The 16,846-nt window shown below is 60.4% G+C and carries 15 protein-coding genes and 2 pseudogenes; 3 read left to right on the top strand and 14 right to left on the bottom strand.

Annotated features, from left to right (window positions below; genetic code table 11):
- Positions 1-360: 360 nt before the first annotated feature.
- The 8 genes from QCE69_RS31395 to QCE69_RS31360 form a co-directional block, all read right to left on the bottom strand.
- Positions 361-1,371 (bottom strand): IS110 family transposase, encoded by a 1,011-nt coding sequence (locus tag QCE69_RS31395; protein WP_309927973.1) that lies wholly within the window; start codon positions 1,369-1,371, stop codon positions 361-363.
- A 329-nt stretch (positions 1,372-1,700) separates the two neighbouring features.
- A complete protein-coding gene (locus QCE69_RS31390) occupies positions 1,701-2,984 on the bottom strand; it encodes an anaerobic sulfatase maturase (protein ID WP_309934819.1) in 1,284 nt (427 codons plus the stop codon).
- A 21-nt stretch (positions 2,985-3,005) separates the two neighbouring features.
- Entirely contained in the window at positions 3,006-4,088 is a 1,083-nt protein-coding gene (locus QCE69_RS31385; RefSeq protein WP_309934817.1) for an HAD family hydrolase, read from the bottom strand.
- Positions 4,089-4,166: 78 nt separating this feature from the next.
- Positions 4,167-5,852: an arylsulfatase gene (locus QCE69_RS31380; protein ID WP_309934816.1), complete on the bottom strand. Its 1,686-nt coding sequence runs from the start codon at positions 5,850-5,852 to the stop codon at positions 4,167-4,169.
- A gap of 45 nt (positions 5,853-5,897) precedes the next feature.
- Positions 5,898-6,272: a response regulator gene (locus QCE69_RS31375; protein WP_309934814.1), complete on the bottom strand. Its 375-nt coding sequence runs from the start codon at positions 6,270-6,272 to the stop codon at positions 5,898-5,900.
- A 406-nt stretch (positions 6,273-6,678) separates the two neighbouring features.
- Positions 6,679-8,799, bottom strand: coding sequence for an ATP-binding protein (locus tag QCE69_RS31370; protein ID WP_309934812.1), 2,121 nt, complete (start codon positions 8,797-8,799; stop codon positions 6,679-6,681).
- Between the two features lie 10 nt (positions 8,800-8,809).
- Entirely contained in the window at positions 8,810-9,403 is a 594-nt protein-coding gene (locus tag QCE69_RS31365; RefSeq protein ID WP_309926349.1) for a response regulator, read from the bottom strand.
- A 541-nt stretch (positions 9,404-9,944) separates the two neighbouring features.
- Complete coding sequence (locus QCE69_RS31360; protein WP_309927512.1) at positions 9,945-10,850, bottom strand: LysR family transcriptional regulator; 906 nt, start codon at positions 10,848-10,850, stop codon at positions 9,945-9,947.
- Positions 10,851-10,988: 138 nt separating this feature from the next.
- Between QCE69_RS31360 and QCE69_RS31355 the strand changes: the two are divergent.
- The 3 genes and pseudogenes from QCE69_RS31355 to QCE69_RS31350 form a co-directional block, all read left to right on the top strand.
- Positions 10,989-11,141, top strand: a pseudogene (locus tag QCE69_RS31355) (shikimate dehydrogenase); the annotation flags it as partial.
- Positions 11,101-11,334 (top strand): annotated as a pseudogene (locus tag QCE69_RS39615) (hypothetical protein); the annotation flags it as partial. The pseudogenes QCE69_RS31355 and QCE69_RS39615, both read left to right, overlap by 41 nt.
- A 25-nt stretch (positions 11,335-11,359) precedes the next feature.
- Positions 11,360-11,632 carry a TIM barrel protein gene (locus QCE69_RS31350; protein ID WP_309934811.1) on the top strand — a complete coding sequence of 91 codons (273 nt, stop codon included), beginning with the start codon at positions 11,360-11,362 and terminating at the stop codon, positions 11,630-11,632.
- Between the two features lie 35 nt (positions 11,633-11,667).
- Here the strand turns inward: QCE69_RS31350 and aroQ are convergent, their stop codons facing one another.
- From aroQ to QCE69_RS31320, 6 genes are read right to left on the bottom strand one after another with little or no spacing between them, the layout of a single operon-like run.
- The gene (gene aroQ / locus QCE69_RS31345; RefSeq protein WP_309926342.1) at positions 11,668-12,105 is read right to left on the bottom strand and encodes a type II 3-dehydroquinate dehydratase; all 438 of its coding nucleotides are present in this window, start codon (positions 12,103-12,105) and stop codon (positions 11,668-11,670) included.
- A gap of 38 nt (positions 12,106-12,143) precedes the next feature.
- A complete protein-coding gene (locus tag QCE69_RS31340) occupies positions 12,144-13,469 on the bottom strand; it encodes an MFS transporter (protein ID WP_309934809.1) in 1,326 nt (441 codons plus the stop codon).
- 56 nt (positions 13,470-13,525) lie between these two features.
- Positions 13,526-14,314 carry an enoyl-CoA hydratase-related protein gene (locus tag QCE69_RS31335; RefSeq protein WP_309934807.1) on the bottom strand — a complete coding sequence of 263 codons (789 nt, stop codon included), beginning with the start codon at positions 14,312-14,314 and terminating at the stop codon, positions 13,526-13,528.
- Positions 14,315-14,334: 20 nt separating this feature from the next.
- Positions 14,335-15,168 carry a shikimate dehydrogenase gene (gene aroE / locus QCE69_RS31330; RefSeq protein ID WP_309934806.1) on the bottom strand — a complete coding sequence of 278 codons (834 nt, stop codon included), beginning with the start codon at positions 15,166-15,168 and terminating at the stop codon, positions 14,335-14,337.
- A complete protein-coding gene (locus QCE69_RS31325; RefSeq protein WP_309934805.1) occupies positions 15,165-16,388 on the bottom strand; it encodes a CoA transferase in 1,224 nt (407 codons plus the stop codon). Before QCE69_RS31325 ends, aroE begins: the two co-directional genes overlap by 4 nt.
- Positions 16,388-16,846, bottom strand: a complete 459-nt coding sequence (locus QCE69_RS31320; protein WP_309934804.1) for a MaoC family dehydratase — start codon at positions 16,844-16,846, stop codon at positions 16,388-16,390. The genes QCE69_RS31325 and QCE69_RS31320 overlap by 1 nt, the downstream gene beginning before the upstream one ends.

The following is a 16,846-nucleotide window of genomic DNA, read 5'->3' as shown; positions in this document are numbered from 1 at the left end:
CCGTGATGAAACCACGCTCGTTCATGGTGAGCCCCTGGAAGACGCGCCATCGTCAGCGTGCGCCTTACAGGGCAAAACCGGACATTTCTAATGAGCCCAGATCCGACATTACTTATATGGTCGCCTCCCTTTTGCAAGGCAATTGCGCGTGACGAGAAGGGTGGTTGCGGACTTATATCCGGACTCGATCGCGGGCGTGCCCGCCGGCCCCGATGGATTTCGCCGCAAAGGTCCTAATCTAAAAAGCGGACTCGAGGTCCGAGTAATGTCTCAGGCTTGCCTTTGCGCGGTCCAACCTGTCTTGCCATCGTTCAATTTACCTGTGCAACCGTGGATAGGTTTTTAAGTTGCGTAGCTTGCTTACGGTGTTGGCGAGGCTTGATATGTTCGTCCGTACGCAAGCAGCGCCCAGATCGTACGGGCCATCTTGTTGGCGAGAGCGACAGCAACGACGTTCGTTGGACGCCGGGTCAACAGCAGGCGCAATCGTTCCGGCAAGTGCGTTGAGCTTGAGATCACCGATCGAGCACCATGAATCAGCAGTGTTCGCAAATAGACGTCACCGCGTTTGCTGATACCTCCAAGCTTGGTCTGGCCTCCGGAGCTATTCTGTCGGGGCACCAGACCAAGATAGGCCGCGAACTCGCGCCCGGAGCGGAACGACTTCGCCTGTCCGATCACCGAAACCGCAGCGGTCGCGGTAAGAACGCCAACGCCAGGAATCTCGGAGATGCGGCGACAAGCTTCGTCGTTGCGTCGCCATTCCTGAATGCGACGTTCGAGCAGTTCGATCTGCTCGTCGAGCGTACGAAGTCGCGAGAGTTGATCTTGCAGACTGTCCGTCAGCATGACGGGGAACTGGTCATCAATTGACGTCAGGGCCGCTTTCGCCGCCTCAATCGATGGGCGACGGCCTTGCGGCAGTACGACGCCGAATTCGTAGAGCAATCCACGAAGCTGATTGATCTGCATGACGCGAATTCGCACTAGTTGCTGACGGATCCGGTGCAGCGCGAGCATGGCCTGTTGATCTTCGGTCTTGACTGCGACGAACCGCATGCCAGGGCGCTGGGCGGCCTCCCAGATTGCTGCAGCATCAGCCGCGTCGTTTTTGTTCGACTTCACAAACGGCCGCACGAATTGGGCCGCTATCAGCCGCACGTCGTGGCCGAGTCGTGCCAGAGTTCTGGCCCAATGATGAGCGCTGCCGCAAGCTTCCATGACAACTCGGCATGCCGGTCGATTCGCAAAGAACGGTACGAGCTGTGCACGTTTGAGCGCCTTGCTGTGAATTGCGCCGGTCTCAGGATCGACGTAGTGAATCTGGAAGACGCGCTTGGCCAGATCGATGGCGACAGTCAAGGATTCCATCTGATTCTCCTTTGCGGCGGACATGCCGAACCAGCAATGTCGCACGCCCCGGTCAACGGAGCTGCGGCGACGGATGACCGTGATGGCGGGAGGCGACCATTCCATCTAAAAAGCCGTGACACATCAAATCTTCCTCTAATTTGTGTTATGTAAAATTAAAGGTTGGCATGGCGGTTTGAACGACATTGAAGTCCTCACGTTCGGCGTCTGGCAATGGGACCATGCGCCTTGAGGCAATAAGCGCCAAAGGCCACCGCTGCGACCCGCAGCACGAGCAAGATGAGGAAGAGAACCTCCGGGTGATCGACGAACGCGCCCACGGCCCGATCCTAAGCCATTTGCATTGCGAGTTTCCTGAGCACCGGGCCAGCATGATCGTAAAAACGACGTAATCCTGAGCACAGATAATTCAAGCCCGGTTCGCCGTCCGGGCTCCGCACGAAGCGGTTCTTCGGACACTCTCCCCAGCACAGTTTCAGATGCTTGCACTGTCGGCAGAAGGCGGGCAGCGAATCCCGTTTCGCAAAGCCGAATCGTTGCTGCTGGGAAGAAAATGCCATTTCCCCCAAGTGTGTGCGCGCAATGTTTCCAAGGGACCACTCGGGATAAACGTAATGATCGCAAGAATAGACTTCACCATCATGCTCGATGGCCAGCGCTTTGCCGCAAAACTCAGCTGATACGCAGGTCTGTGCTGGCCGTCCCGCCGTCTGCACGACAGCGGTTTCGAAGATGTTGACGAGCACGCATCCGACGTCCTTCTTGCTCCACTCATCGAATGTTCGCGACAAAAAGTAGCCCCAGTCGTCGGGATCGACCGACCAGTCGGTGACGACCGAATCGCTGTGTCCGGGACGCGCGGCATTACTCCCGATGATCGGCATCGTGTCGTCGGCCCAGTGTTGCGGCGCTACCGTGTGAAATTCCTTCGGCTCGACGCAGGGAATCAACTGGATGTATGTCGACCCGACCTCCTTGCGCAGAAACCGATAAACATCCAGTGGCCGCCTGGCGTTCACGCGGTTGACGACAGTGAGCGTGTTGAAGCTGATACCGTGAGCCTTCAGGAGTGATATTCCACGCATGACCTTGTCGAACGTCGGCTGCCCCTTTCTGTCCCGACGAAACGCGTCATGAAGCTCTCTCGGTCCATCGATGCTGATGCCCACCAGGAAATCATGTTGCTTGAGGAACCGGCACCAGTCGTCGTCAAGCAGTGTTCCGTTGGTCTGAAGGTCGTTCGAGATGCTTCGCCCTTGCGGAAGGTATTTAGTCTGCAGCGCCACTATGTTGCGAAAAAAATCGAGACCAAGCATGGTCGGCTCACCGCCTTGCCAGGAGAAAATAACCTCATCGCCATTCTGGGCCTCGATGTACTGGCGAATGTAGCGCTCGAGCATCGAGGATTCCATGCGACGGCCCCGATGCTGCTGAAGCAGATGTTCCTTGTACAGGTAATAGCAGTAGCTGCAATCGATATTGCAGGTGGATCCGATCGGCTTGGCCATCGCGTGGAAGCGGCCCTTCTGCCGCGGCGCGACGGGCTCCCCTGCGGGACGCTTGGCAACAAACTTTATCGGATACTCCGATGTGCTGTGGTCGATGGGGGGCATATGAACTCTCTGCAAGACGAATCAGGGCTTCGGCGCGGGGTAAACCATCTGCCAGTCCTGCTTCATGCTGACGACAACCCACCCGCGTGTCATGGCCTCGTCCCAAGCGGTGTCTAGCCTGGCAGTAGGCGATGCGCGGTCGTAGGCGAACTCGCGCTCGGCGTCGTCATGATGAATGAGCAGCGCGAGCGTTTTACCGGGCCCGCCGGCCGTGTATTCCAGCATTTCGCGGTCACCGTCGGAGTTTCCGACCGCCAGAATCGGACGACGACCGATCGCGCGAAAAATCCCGACGGGCTTTCCTGGCCCGTCGTCGATGAAATCGAAACCGGGCTCACGCATCAACACCGGCTTGCCGTCGCGTACGACATAGCTGAGCTTTTCCTGCGTACCAACGACGTGCTCTGGCGGAATGCCGTAGGCCTGAGTCACCCACACCCGCATGAAGTCAGCCGTGCCGCCCGATACGATCCACACGGTAAAGCCGTTTGCCTTGAGCAATTGAAGCAGTTCGAGCTGCGGTTGATAGACGAGCGCGGTGTAGGGCCGATTCAGCGTGGGATGTCGTGCCTGTGCCAGCCACTGGCGAATCGCGCGATCGTAGTCGTCCGTGCTCATGCCGCTGTTGGCGACGGAGAGCAACTGGAGCAATGCACGTTTGTTTTGTCCGAGCGCGCTTGAATCGTGCGTCATCAAAGCCTTGTAAGCGGGGCTGCGCTGCCATTCCGGGTGCTGAGGCGCTGCCGCTTTCAACTGATCGATCATGAACAACAGCTGAAACGGCGCCGGTTGCTCGCTCCACAGAGTGCCGTCATTGTCGAATACAGCGATGCGCGCTTCGGGCGCAACATAGGTCGCGCTCCCTTCACGAGTGACATCAGATACGAAATCCAGAATGGCCGAGCGTGCAGCACCGTTGCGCCAGGAAGGCAGTGGGCCTGCGGATGCATCCGCGCTTGCGACTGGTTGGTCGAAACCGGCTGCGGGCTGCGTTGCAGGGTCTTGACTGGCACACGATGTCAGCGTCACGCACAGGGCAACCACGAAGCGCAACAGGCCGCGTGACACGCTACTTGGCGGCATTGAGTGGTTGACGAGACGCATTTTCCGACACCTCCGCAGAGATCAAGCACGTTCGCACGGCTGGCCGACGCCTGTCGGCCAGCGCACACGATCTGTCAATCAGTTTCCCGTCGGGAGCGGAATTTCGAAGCCATTCTTCTGCAATTCATCACGAACATACTTGAAACGTTCATACGCGCTCAACGTGATCGGACCCGAGTATGCCTCGCTCTGAGCCTTCCTCGGCGGAAACTTCACGTACGTCTGCATTTCTTCCTTCACCGCGCCACTCAGCGCGGGAAGCGTCCAGGTATGCTCCGTGTAGTTGTTCATGAAGATGTCGTAGCGCTCCTGCGGATCCTGATACAGATCGAAAACCTGTGGAACGGTCGCCACGTAACTCTCGGGTCCCTTCCATCCAAGATTCGAATCGACCGCGAGGCCACCGGTCTTCACACCCGCATCGCCGCGGAGGTTGAACACCGCCTTGAATTGGCCGACGCGCACGGCTCCCGGCGTCAACTCGTTCTCGGTAAAGTAAAACCATGCATTACGCTTGCTCTTTCCCGTGCCGAACAGGACGGGCGACATGTCATAGCTATCGAAGATGATCGGCTTGCCATCGCGATCGTTTTTCGGTAGCTCGACGCCCGCAATGGCGGCGAAGGTCGCCATGCAATCGAGGCCTCCCAGGATGTCGTAATTTCGCGAGTGCGGCTTGATCTTGCCCGGCCACCAGGCAATAGCGGGCACGCGAGTCCCGCCTTCACGATCCGTGCCCTTCGTCCCGCGGAACGGCGTGTAGCCCGCATCGGGATAAACGTCCTGCCACGCACCGTTGTCGGTGGTGAAGAAAACGAGCGTGTTCTTGTCCAGCCCCTTCTCGCGGAGTTTGTCCAGGATGTGGCCGACTCGCGCATCGAGTTCGACGAGCGAATCCGCATACTTGGATTTCGAGAGGGATTTGCCGATATAGTCCGGGTCCGGAAGGTTGGGCTGGTGGACCTTCATGAAATTCACGTTGATGAAGAACGGCTGCCCCTTTTGAGCGGCCTCGTCGATATCGTCGAGCGCGGCCTTCTCGATGTACCGATCCACAAACGGGATGCCGACGATCCGTTTGTCAGGTTCATTCTGATATTGGCCGTTGAGCTTGAAATCTTCGTGCGCCTTCTCTCCGGCCTTGGCTGACAGCATCCCGGTTGTCACCTTGGTAAACATGTCGCGGGTAGGCTGGTCCATTTCAGGGAACCACTTCGGATCCGCGTAGGTGTACGCGTTGAGGTGGTAAAGCCCCACGTACTTCATGTCGTCATAGCCTTGTGCGTTGGGGAGCGCGTAATCGGCTTCGCCCAAATGCCACTTGCCGGTGAAATACGTATTGTAGTGAGCGAGCTTCAGCACTGAAGCAAGCGTCCACTCCGCATGCGGCAAGCCGCCGCCCTGTCCCTGGAACGCGACAGTGGTCATGCCGCTGCGGTTGGGGTTGCGCCCCGTCTGAAGGGCTGCACGGCCCGGCGTGCAGCTCGGCTGTCCGTAGAAGTCGAAAAAGGTGATGCCTTCATCAGCCATTCTGTCGAGGTTGGGCGTGGGAATTCCACGCCCTTCCCCGCCGCCATATACCCCCAGATCACCCCATCCCACATCGTCGCCAACAATCAAGACGATGTTCGGACGGGACGACTGTTGGGTATCGGACTGCGCCTGCGCATTGACCGCAAGGCCGAGAAGGCCTGCCGTGGCGAGAACGAATGGGGCTCGCACGACCGGCTTGGCGAGACTCGTGAGTCTTGTGGAAAATCGCATGAAAGATCCCCCAGCGATCATTCGATGGCTAGTCGATATTCAATGTCACGGCCGCTGGCGCATAGCCGTATTGAGCGCCGCCAGCAGGTCCTGTCCTAGAAACGGCTTGATGATCAACGCGTATTGCCCGACTGCAGAGAGCTCCCGCTGCGTGGCGGGTCCGTCAAAAGCCGTGATGAAAATCACGGGCGGTCGTGGTTCCGCAAGCGCCAGATAGAACGAAGGTCCGGACAGTCGCGGCAGTTGTATGTCAAGGATGAGGCATTTCGCGGCCATTGCATGCCGTCGAACGTCTGCATTGTCCGCACACTCGAACGGCTTCGGATCGAAGCTTTTGGACAGCCTCAGCAACCGTTCGATCGCGCGCCGAAGTCCAGCGTCGTCCTCAATGATCACGATAAGCGGTAAGGTCTCATCCATGCGTCGGACACGGTCGTGTGCTGCACATTGTTGTGCAGACCAAGGAACGTGACCATTGGGGTTCGGGGCAAAAATCATTGCCCCTTGGGGCAATGCACGCCGCGCCGGCATTGGGCGGGACCGACGAGGCTCAAGCATCAGGCGAAGCCGCTTGTTCACGATGGGAGTCGTTGTTCAAACGTAGTCCGAGCACTCCTCATCCATGCCGTGACGGGCCGGGCCAACCAGAAATCTCGGGAGACAATGAGCTCGATAAATTCGGCGTTCGCCAGAATCAGGAAGGAGTTCGCCAAGGCTCCGTCGGCGACAATCTCGCTCTTGTCATTCAACCTTGATGAATGCGCTGGTCGCACTCGTCATTCGCTATCTGTAGCGGCTGTACTTCGTGCGCTCGGTCGCGGCAATCTCAAGACGATGATTTTCGGCTGCCATCAGCGGTCCCGCTCGTCATGACTGGACGAATCTGCAATGTCCTGCTCCCGGACGATGCCGTGGAGGCAAAGCGTGGCCGCACCGGGGTTATGCGAGGAAGCCAGATGGAGAAGACCGAGCCACCCCGCCCTCCCGGTGCCGCTGACACGCGTCCCTGATGCGCTTCGACGATGGATCGCACAATCGATAGTCCAAGCCCCATCCCATGCGGCTTGGTGGTATAGAACGGCTCGAAAAGCGTGTCGCTCAAGACGTGACCGAATCCAGAACCTCGATCGGTCACGGTGAACTCCACTCCCTCAGGAAGGAGGACCGTGCTGATGGACAAGATTCGGTGTGCGGACTCCGTGTCGGCCATGGCATCCATGCCGTTCAGACTCAGGTTCAGAAGGACCTGTTGAAGCTGGACTTCATCGGCCAGGACCTCGCCACCGAACGCCTTCAGATCGACGTCGAGGACGATTCCTCGGCGCGTTGCCTCGGGTTTGATCAAAGACAAGGTACTCTCGATGACCTCGTCCAAGGTGATCGTATGGAACGACACAGTCTGCTTTTGCAAGAGCATGCGTAACCGTTGAACCACTTCATTGGCACGCAGCGCATCACGCTTCATATCGGACAGGATCTCCTGGAGCTCATTGTGATCCAGGTGAGCCGCCCCGACCAGCAACTCTGCCGCCTCAGCGTTACTCAGAATAGCGCTCAAGGGTTGCCCGACTTCGTGTGCAATGGATGCACTCAGCTCGCCCACGGTCGCGAATCGCGCGGCGCGAGCGAGTTCACCGCGCCGCGCAGTTGCGTCCGCTTCAGCGAGACGTCGGCTGCGACGTTGCGCGAGCAACGCGAGGATCGTGATCGCCTGGATCACCAGAACACTCGACAGGCTCAGGATGGCCGCACGATACTCGCGAAACATCGAGCGGGGCGCATTCACCAGAATACAATCGGGCGGCAACGCGGACGTTGACAGCCCGTAGCGTTCGATCTGGCTGACATCCGCGGTGCATCTCGCCAGCAATGGCTGGAACAAGAGCCCGCTCAAATTCCCTCCGTTATGCAGAATCGCGCGTGCCGCATCACCCGTCAGGCGGCCGTTTTCCTCGAGATCGTACATCGCACCCGCCGTGATTCCGGCATTGACGTACGTCGAATACCAGGCGTAGATGGGTGCGCGCGATGCGTGAGCCATGGGCGCAACAAGTTGTACCGGAAAGTAGCGATGCCCAAGACGGTCGCGGTACGTGGTCGTGTAGACGACGGCGGTGTGGCGATCGAGCGCGGAAAGACGGGCTTGCAACTCGCTTGGCGGCAGCCCGATCCAGGCGGCTACGTCGGTCCAGTGTGGACGTGTCGCGGCCGCCTTGACCACTCTGTCGACCATGCTGGTATCGACCTCCGTCACTCCGCCCACCACGATGAGTCGATGCGCATCGGGCTGGAGTCGCTCCGCCACGGCGAGGGTCTGTGCGGCGTCGATGCGAAAAGGCAGATAGGCAAAATCTGTCGGAAGGAGTCGACCCGTGAACCACTCTTGGGGAACACTCGACAGCAAAACGGGTACGCCTGGCCATATGCGGGCATGGTTGGCTAACGCGAAATCTGCCGCGGGTTTTCCCAGAACGATGACGAGATCGATGCGCTGAGCCCGGTATTTCTTTTGCAAAAGCGCAAGAAATTCGGGTGCGATGTTCTCCGCGCCAAAGCGAAATCCATCGATGGCATCGAGGAACACTTCGGCGCCCCGCGGAGAAGACGCTTCCAGCACGGATCGGATCGCCCGGATCTGCACGAGTGCCGCAGGCTGGATCGGATCGGTGCCGGTCAGCAAGACGACGCGCGCGGGCTCGGCACCGGGAGCGGCAATCGGCGCCAGCGCGCAGACGGTCAAGGAAAGCCAGACGACGAGGTTCGGAACGCAACGTGACGATGTCTTGCGCATGGAAATGCGTCGTCGAATGGTGCAGGCGGGGCGCACCTGCACCACATGGGCACAGACGCCCACTGGGTGTAAGCGCGCCTTCATCAGAGCCTGCTCAGGCTGCAGGTTCATTTCGGTGATCTGCAAAGCGGCGACATCGCTGAGTTCACCCTGCAACCGCCGGCCATCAAGCGCCCTCGGCGCGACGGACGAGCTCGACCAAGGACGTCGCGCCGAACTGTCGCATCAGGCTTGCTCGAGAGGACTTGATTGTCCGCTCTGACAACTTCAGCTCTGCAGCAATTTCCTTGTTCCGCTTGCCCTTCAAGATGCCGTTGAGGACAGACTGCTCGCGATCCAGGAGCGCGGGCTTATCGACGCTCGCTGCTTGCGCCGGGACTGTCCCGTGTGTACCAAGCGCAGTTTGAATGGCGTCCAGCAGCGTTTGCCGATCGAATGGCTTGAGGAGAAAGTCAATCGCGCCGGATTTCATCGCCCGAACGGTGCGCGGCACATCGCTGTATGCACTCATGAAGACGATCGGCAATGCATGATGTTGACGCAGGATGGCCTGTTGGACTTCAAGCCCGTCGGGCCCACCGAGTTCGAGGTCAAGCAGGATGCATCCCGCTTTCGAATCGGAGGCGCTCACCAGGAATTCACCCGCGGAGCCATAATTTCTGACCACGTAGCCCGAGCACGACAACATGCGTGTAAGCGCTCGACGAAAGGAAATGTCGTCCTCGACCACGTGAATGACCGGTTCCAGAACACTGTCCACGTCGTTCCCCCTTTGAGAGCTGATCTAAATGCTGCTCGGCTCTACCAATACAGCAGTTTTGCGATTTCGGGTTGACAAAGCATTCATACGAATTGGATAGGCCTTTCCTGTCGATTCCTCTGGCGATTGACGAGAACTGCACAGAAAAAATTGCTTGTCCAACCATCAGGGCGTGGATGGCATTGCCCGCGCATGACACTTCCAACGCGGCTTCGCGCGAGAAGCAAGTGTCCTGACCATCGGTAGGCGTTTTATGGCGTCAGAGAGCGAAGCCTTGTCGGGCCGAGGGTGATCCAGCCTGGATGCGCACACAGATCAGTCGCCCTCCGGTTCGTCGAGCCAGAATTGAAGCGTGACTCATTGGTCCCCTGCGACCTGGATCTGAGTGACCCCATGCCGAGAACCGCGAGCATGCAATACAGCGCGCCGGCGCCCAGCATCATGACGATGCCTTCCATCGTCGAATCGAGCGCGACCTCCACCACGCCTGTGCGTTCATGTCGGGGTGCAGCGGGAATTTTTTCAACCCACCGGACGGCGGCTAGCTTCTGCTCAGGAACAGTTCGGCCACGACCGAGCGAAGCCACCGATTGCCCGCCTCATGATGATATTTCGCGTGCCAATGTTGTCGCACCGCGAACTTGTCCACCGGAAAGGGACACGCATGAACCGCGATGTCATTCACTCTCGCGAGTGTCTCGCCGATATTTCGCGGCAACGTAGCGATAAGATCCGTCGACTTGATGATCGATCCCAGTCCGAGCATGCCTGGCAGTTCCAGCACGACATCGCGCTCGATAGCCTCGCGTAACAACGCTTGTTCCAGCAATTGCGCGCCCGTGCCGGCCGCGATGATCACGTGCCCTTCGTTGCAATATTGCTTGAGCGTCAGCCTGGCGCGCACGCGAGGATGGTGCGGATTGGCGAGGCATACCCAATCCTGCATGTACAACTGCTGCTGGTACATGCCGGCTCCAAGCCATGGAACATGCCCTATCGCAAGATCGGCTTCACCGGATTCGAGCGCCCGTTCCGTATTCCCGTCGATCCTTGCCGCTTCCAGCCGAATATCGGGAGCCTGGGCCCGAACATGCGCCAGCAGACGCGGAAGAAGCGTGATGTGACTGGCGTCGGTCATGCAGATCCGGAAGCGCCGCTTGGCCGTGGCGGGATCGAAGGAGATTTCCCAGGCGGCAAAGCGGCGCAGCGACTCCAGGATTTCCCTGCACGGTCCGATCAATGCATCCGCCTGAGGCGTCGGCGTCATGCCGCCTGGCGTGCGGACGAACAGCGGATCCTGCAAATGCTCACGCAGACGCCCCAGCCAGATGCTCACCGTGGGCTGGCTCTGGCCGAGTTGTTCCGCCGCCCGTGTGACGCTTCGCACGTCATACAGCAGGTCGAACAATTGCAGCAGTTTCAGGTCAGGGAGTTCGGAAAGGCTCATCACGGTATTGCCTGTCGCAATGCTCTCATTGTAACCATTGCATTGCGCGTGCGGGTTCAAACTCTTATCGTGAGCCCACGCGTTCCCTATCCTCTCCCCATTTGATTCCTTACGCTTCAGCAGCGCCCGGAGGCACGCATGATCACCGGCAATACAGCCATCATCGCCTACATCGAATTTCCAACGCATAGCTTCAAGGCGCCAATGATCTACAACCCCTGGTTCGATCACGCCGGCATAGACGCCGTCGTTGTTCCGATGGGTTGCAGGCCCGAGCCCTTCCCTGCCTTCTGAAGTCTGTATCGGTTCAGGCACGCGGCTGCCGCTTCCAGATGGGCTCGAACATGCCGAGGACGATTTCCTGCGCGCGCTGGACTGCTGCGCCGATGGGTTACGAGGCTGCGGCACGGCGCTCGTCATCGAGCCGCTCAACCGGAAGGAGTCGACGCTCGTCAACAGCGTCGCCGGCGCCGCCCGGCTTGTGAACGTGCTGAATCGACCGGAAGTTCGTGCGCTCGCGGATTTCTGTCACATGGACGAAGAGGCGGAACCGCTCGGGCGGGGTTTGCGAACATGGGCCGTCGCTGGCGCATATTCACCTCGCCGATACGGGGCGACTCAATCCGGGAACGGGATCATACGACTATCCGACGTTCTTCGGCCACCTCAAGGCGGCCGGCTATGACGGGCTGCTCAGCAGCGAGTGCGGCATCGAAGGTGATCCGGTCGCATCGATGCGGGACAGCACGGCGTGTCTTCGCCGTGCCTGGACCGACGCGTGATACGCGTGAAGGCCTGACGGTGAGGACCGGCCGTGTCAGCAAGCCGCCGACACGGCCGCGCGAAGCCCAAGCGAATAGCTTTCGATACCGAAGCCGCAAATCTGCCCCTTCACCACTTCGGCGAAAACCGACTTGTGCCTGAATGCTTCGCGCGCGTGGATATTCGACATGTGAATCTCGATCACGGGCACGGTCAGGATGGCAAGCGCATCCCGGATGCCGTAGCTGTAATGCGTCCACGCGCCGGCGTTGATGAGCACGCCATCGACGTGATCGACGAAAGCCTGATGGATGCGTTGGCACATGTCCCCTTCGCTGTTCGTCTGATAACTTTCGACCGCAACGCCCAGCTCCCGGCCGAGCCGGTGCAGTTGAGCATCGATATCCTCGAGCGTCGCCGTTCCGTATTGAACGGGATCCCGCTTGCCGAACATGTTGTGGTTGATGCCATGCAGCATGAGAAAGGTTTTCATCGTTTCATCCAGCTTGATGTTGATATCTTCGAGTCGGATCAGCTGCGCTTCTGCCAGCCTTCCGGGCCCGCGTGAATCGCCCACATGGAAATCAGGTTGAACACGATGCCCACCGCAACGATGGGCCAGGTTGCGCCGCCGGTCTCGGCCTGGATCAAGGTCGCGGCAAACGGCGCACTGCTGCCGATGACCACGGCAAGGTTATAGGCCACGGCCGAACCGCGATAGCGGAACTCGGTCGGGAAGGCCTCGGCGAAATAGGCGGGCTGTACGCCGGCATGAAACTGCGCCGCGCACAAAAGAAACACGATGGCGACGCCCATCAGGACGATGTGTCCGCTCAGTATCAGCGGGAAGAAAACGATGAAGGCGGCCAGCATCGAACGCGATCCGACCAGCATGGCGCGACGGCGTCCGAGACGATCGCACAAGACGCCGCCGAGACCCATCGCGAACATCGAGCAAAGATGCGCGACGATCAGAATGGCGAAGGCCGTCTGCTTCGATACACCGAGCTCCGTCGTGGCATACGAAAGGATGAACACGGTCGCGATGAAGTAGGCAATGGAGACGGCGGCCCAGACAAACGTGAGGCGCAGGATCGTTGCTCCGTGCTTTGCAAATCCGCCCGCCGGTTGCGAGTGTCCCGTGCGCTTCCTCTTCATCTCCGCTTCGAACGCGGGCGTCTCGGAGATGCGCATCCGGATGAACAAGCCGATGGCCACCAGCAGGAAGCTGAACAGGAACGGAATGCGCCAGCCGAATTGCAGGAACTGGTCATTCGTGACGAGCGCGGCAACGCCGAACAGCACGGCATTGGCCAGCACCTGTGCGAGCGGCGATCCCATGGCGATGAAGGAACTGTAGAAACCGCGCCGGTCCGTCGGTGCATGTTCCATCGTGAGCAACTGGCTGCCCGTGACCTCGCCGCCGAGTGCGAAGCCCTGCATGAAGCGCAGCGTGACCAGCGCAACCGGCGCGAGCACGCCAATGGATGCATAAGTGGGCAGTATGCCGATCAGGAAGGAGCAAATGCCCATCAGCAGAAACGTGAAGACCAGCATGTTCCTGCGGCCGACTCGATCGCCAAAGTAGCCGCAGGTCAGCCCTCCGAGCGGACGCGCGATGAAGCCCACGGAGAAGGTCGCGAAGGCTGCGAGGGATGCGGTCGTCGGATCGGTCTTCGAGAAGAACAGTTGCGGCAACACGGTGGCGGCAATGGCCCCGTAAGCCGCAAAATCCAGCCATTCCAGCGCGGACCCGGCGATGCTGCTGAGTGCCGCGCGGTTCGCCATCTGCTTTTCGTCGGCGTGCTCCATGGGAACGGCGCGGTCGCCGTTGATTGCGTGTTCTTGCGGTGTCAAGTGCATCTCCTGGAAAGTGGTATCGGCCCGCTTCTCCGAGCGGTTCGATGAAAGCTTCAGTGCCCGGTCCAGTGCGGCGGGCGTTTGTCCGCGAACGCCTTCGGGCCTTCGCGAGCGTCGTCGCTGGCGAGCATGCGCTGCGCGAGCGGATAGTCCTCGTGCATGGTCGAGGCAAGGCTGGCCTGCGCGAGGCTCATCAACATGACCTGCTTCGATGCCTGGATGGCGAGCGGCGCGCACGCGAGAATGTCGTCGGCAAGCGCCCGCGTCCGGGCCATCAACTGCGCTGCGGGCACGACCTCGTTGATCAGCCCGACGCGTCTCGCCTCATCGGCGGAAATGCGTTTGCCGGTCAGCACCAGCGCCATGGCGTCCTTCATGCCGATCTGTCTCGGCAAGCGCTGCAGCAAGCCGCCGCCCAGCGCCGCCAGACCGACGCGTGGTTCCGGCAAGCCGAATTGCGCATGATCGGACGCGACCGCGATATCGCATGCCGCGAGAATCTCCATGCCGCCGCCGAGGCACAGGCCGTTTACGGCGGCAATCAGCGGCTTCCACAAGTCGAAGCGATGCGTGATGCCCGCGAATCCCGTCGACGGCTTCGTGTGGTCTCCCGTTGCATCGAGCGCTTTCAGATCCGTGCCGACACAAAACGCCCGCTCGCCCGCGCCAGTCACGATCGCCACGCGCAAGGCGGGATCCGCGGCGTAGCGGTCGAAGGCATCGGCCAGTTCGCGGTGAGCATCGGGATGCAGCGAGTTGAGGACCTCGGGCCGGTCGAGGGTCAGCGTCAGCAACGGCCCTGCCACTTCATAGCGGCAATAGCAATACGTTCCAGGTTGCATTCGAAGTTTCCTCGCACGCGTCAGTTCAACGGAACGGTCAGCCGGTCGATGACCGCGCGCGTCTCCGGGCGAACGCCTCGCCACCACGTGAAGGCTTCGGCCGCCTGCTCGACCAGCATGCCGACGCCATCCGCGATGCCTTGCACGCCCGCATCGCGCGCGAGCCGCAGGAAAGGCGTGAGGCCTTTGCCGTAGGCGAGTTCATAGGCCGTGCCGTGGGGGCTGAAGACGCTCTGAGGAACAGGCGGCAACTGCCCGGTCAGGCTTGCGGATGTGGCATTGACGACAAGATCGAAAGGGCCCATCGACTCCAGTTCCGCATAGCCGCATGCTGTCAACGAATCGCCTGACGCAAGCTGTTCGACGAGTGACGTTGCCTTGTCCAAATGTCGGTTGGCGATAACGAGCTGCGCCGGCCGCGCCGCCATGAATGGCAGCAACGCGCCGCGCACCGCGCCGCCTGCGCCGAGCAGCAGTACGCGCTTGCCTGCCATCGGCTGATGCAGATTGACTTCGATGTCACGCACGAGCCCGACGCCGTCGAAGTTCTCGCCGATGACGCGCCCGTGGTGAAACTTCATCGCGTTGACCGCGCCGGCGAGTGTCGCCCGTTCGCTGCGTTCATCGGCCATGGCGAACGCTTGCAGCTTGAAGGGCGCGGTGACGTTCATGCCCTTGCCACCGGCTGCAATGAAGTTCCTGACGGTCCCGGCGAAAGCCTGCGCCGGTTCGAGCGGACCCTCGATCACAACGTAAGTCAGGTCCTGCCCGGTCTCCTGCGCGAAGAGCCCGTGGATCAGCGGAGACTTCGTGTGCCCGATCGGATTGCCGATGACCGCGTAGGAGTCACTCATGACGCGGGTCCTTTCGAAAACAGCACGCCGTCGGTCTGCATCGCGTCGATCTCGGCGGCGCTGAAGCCCAGCGATTGCGCGACTTCCGCATTGTGTTGCCCGAGATCGGGGCCGACTTCGCGAATGGAGGTATCGCAGTCGGAAAAGCGGAAAGGCAGGTTCGGCAGACGCAGCTTGCCCAGGCGCGGATGCTCCTGCTCGATCACCATGCCGCGCGCGACGATCTGCGGATCGGCGACGACTTCATCGATGCGCTGCACCTTCGCGCAGGGCACGTCCACGCTGTCGAGCAGCGCCAGAACCTCCGCGACCGAACGCGCGGCCACCCACTGCTTCACGACCGCAAGCACCGCTTCACGGTTCGCGTTGCGCCCGTTCAGGCTGTGAAACCGGCTATCGGACGCAAAGCCCGCGGGACCGCCGTGCTGCTCGACGATCGCCGCGAAGCGCTTCCATGAATCGTCGACCTGGGCGGCAATGACGAGATCGCCATCGGCCGCGCGGAACACGCCGTACAGCGTGGAAGTCGGCATGTCGTGGCCGGTCTGCTCCGGCACCACGCCCTGCATGGTGTAGCACTGGACCGCGTATTCATGCATGGAGAACAGCGTGTCATACAACGCCATGTCGATATGCTGACCGCGCCCGCTCTTCACGCGGCCCAGCAGCGCGGCGTTGATCGCGGCCACCGCGTGAATGCCGGTGTACATGTCGCCGAGCGAGATGCGCATGAGCGGCGGCGGCTCGCCCGGATTGCCGATCATCTGCATGATGCCGCTCTTCGCTTCCGCAATCAGTCCAAAGCCCGCACGATGCGCGTCCGGTCCGGTGTGTCCGTATGCCGAGATCGAGCAATAGACGAGTCCTGGGTTACGCCCGGACAACGCGGCATAACCCAGGCCAAGCTTGTCCAGCGCGCCGGGCCGATAGTTCTCGATGAACACATCCGCCGAATCACAGAGACGCTCCATGAACGCCTTGCCGCGCGGATCCTTCATGTTGACGCTCACGCCGCGCTTGCCCATGTTCAGCTGCAGGAAGTAGGCGCTTTGCTGGTCGTCGAGAATGGTGGCGTGCTGGCGTCCCGCATCACCGCTGCCCGGACGTTCGACCTTGATGACTTCCGCACCGAGTGCCGCGAGACAGCGGCCCACATACGGACCCGCAAGAAAATGGCTGTAATCGACGACGCGAATACCTTCGAGAGGACGGGCTTGCATCAGTTGGCTCCCGGACGACGCGGAATCATCAGGCGATGTTCGCCGCGTTGAACGACATCGCCGTTCTGATTGATGAGCTCGGACGGCAGGACCACGATGCCCCACTCCGGCTTGCTCTTGCTCGCCCGCATGGAGCCGACGCGGAACTTCACGTGCAGCACGTCGTTGACCTTGATCGGCAGCAGGAAGTCCCAGGTCCAGCCGAGCGACATGCCGGGCAGGAAGCGATAGTCGCTTTGCGTCTTGAGGCCATCGGCAATCGACAATCCGAACAGGCCGTGCGCCACGATCGAACCGAAATGGCTCGCGTTGGCGTAGTCCTCGTCCACATGCACCGGCGTGTGATCGCCCGTGAGGTCGGCATAGGCCAGGATGCGTGCCTTGGTGACGGTGTAGGTCGGGCTCGCGCATTCGTCGCCTTCCTGCGCGTCGTCCCAGTACTTTTCGATGATGCTCAT

The organism is Caballeronia sp. LZ032, from assembly GCF_031451315.1.
Classification (GTDB): domain Bacteria; phylum Pseudomonadota; class Gammaproteobacteria; order Burkholderiales; family Burkholderiaceae; genus Caballeronia.
This window is presented reverse-complemented; position numbering and strand designations above follow the sequence as displayed.

What these genes read in the sequence shown, in the direction of transcription:
- QCE69_RS31395 (WP_309927973.1), bottom strand. Translation starts at nt 1,371, where the DNA reads ATGGAATCCTTGACTGTCGCCATCGATCTGGCCAAGCGCGTCTTCCAG.
- QCE69_RS31390 (WP_309934819.1), bottom strand. Translation starts at nt 2,984, where the DNA reads ATGCCCCCCATCGACCACAGCACATCGGAGTATCCGATAAAGTTTGTT.
- QCE69_RS31385 (WP_309934817.1), bottom strand. Translation starts at nt 4,088, where the DNA reads ATGCGTCTCGTCAACCACTCAATGCCGCCAAGTAGCGTGTCACGCGGC.
- QCE69_RS31380 (WP_309934816.1), bottom strand. Translation starts at nt 5,852, where the DNA reads ATGCGATTTTCCACAAGACTCACGAGTCTCGCCAAGCCGGTCGTGCGA.
- QCE69_RS31375 (WP_309934814.1), bottom strand. Translation starts at nt 6,272, where the DNA reads ATGGATGAGACCTTACCGCTTATCGTGATCATTGAGGACGACGCTGGA.
- QCE69_RS31360 (WP_309927512.1), bottom strand. Translation starts at nt 10,850, where the DNA reads ATGAGCCTTTCCGAACTCCCTGACCTGAAACTGCTGCAATTGTTCGAC.
- aroQ (WP_309926342.1), bottom strand. Translation starts at nt 12,105, where the DNA reads ATGAAAACCTTTCTCATGCTGCATGGCATCAACCACAACATGTTCGGC.
- QCE69_RS31335 (WP_309934807.1), bottom strand. Translation starts at nt 14,314, where the DNA reads ATGCAACCTGGAACGTATTGCTATTGCCGCTATGAAGTGGCAGGGCCG.
- aroE (WP_309934806.1), bottom strand. Translation starts at nt 15,168, where the DNA reads ATGAGTGACTCCTACGCGGTCATCGGCAATCCGATCGGGCACACGAAG.
- QCE69_RS31325 (WP_309934805.1), bottom strand. Translation starts at nt 16,388, where the DNA reads ATGCAAGCCCGTCCTCTCGAAGGTATTCGCGTCGTCGATTACAGCCAT.
- QCE69_RS31320 (WP_309934804.1), bottom strand. Translation starts at nt 16,846, where the DNA reads ATGAGCATCATCGAAAAGTACTGGGACGACGCGCAGGAAGGCGACGAA.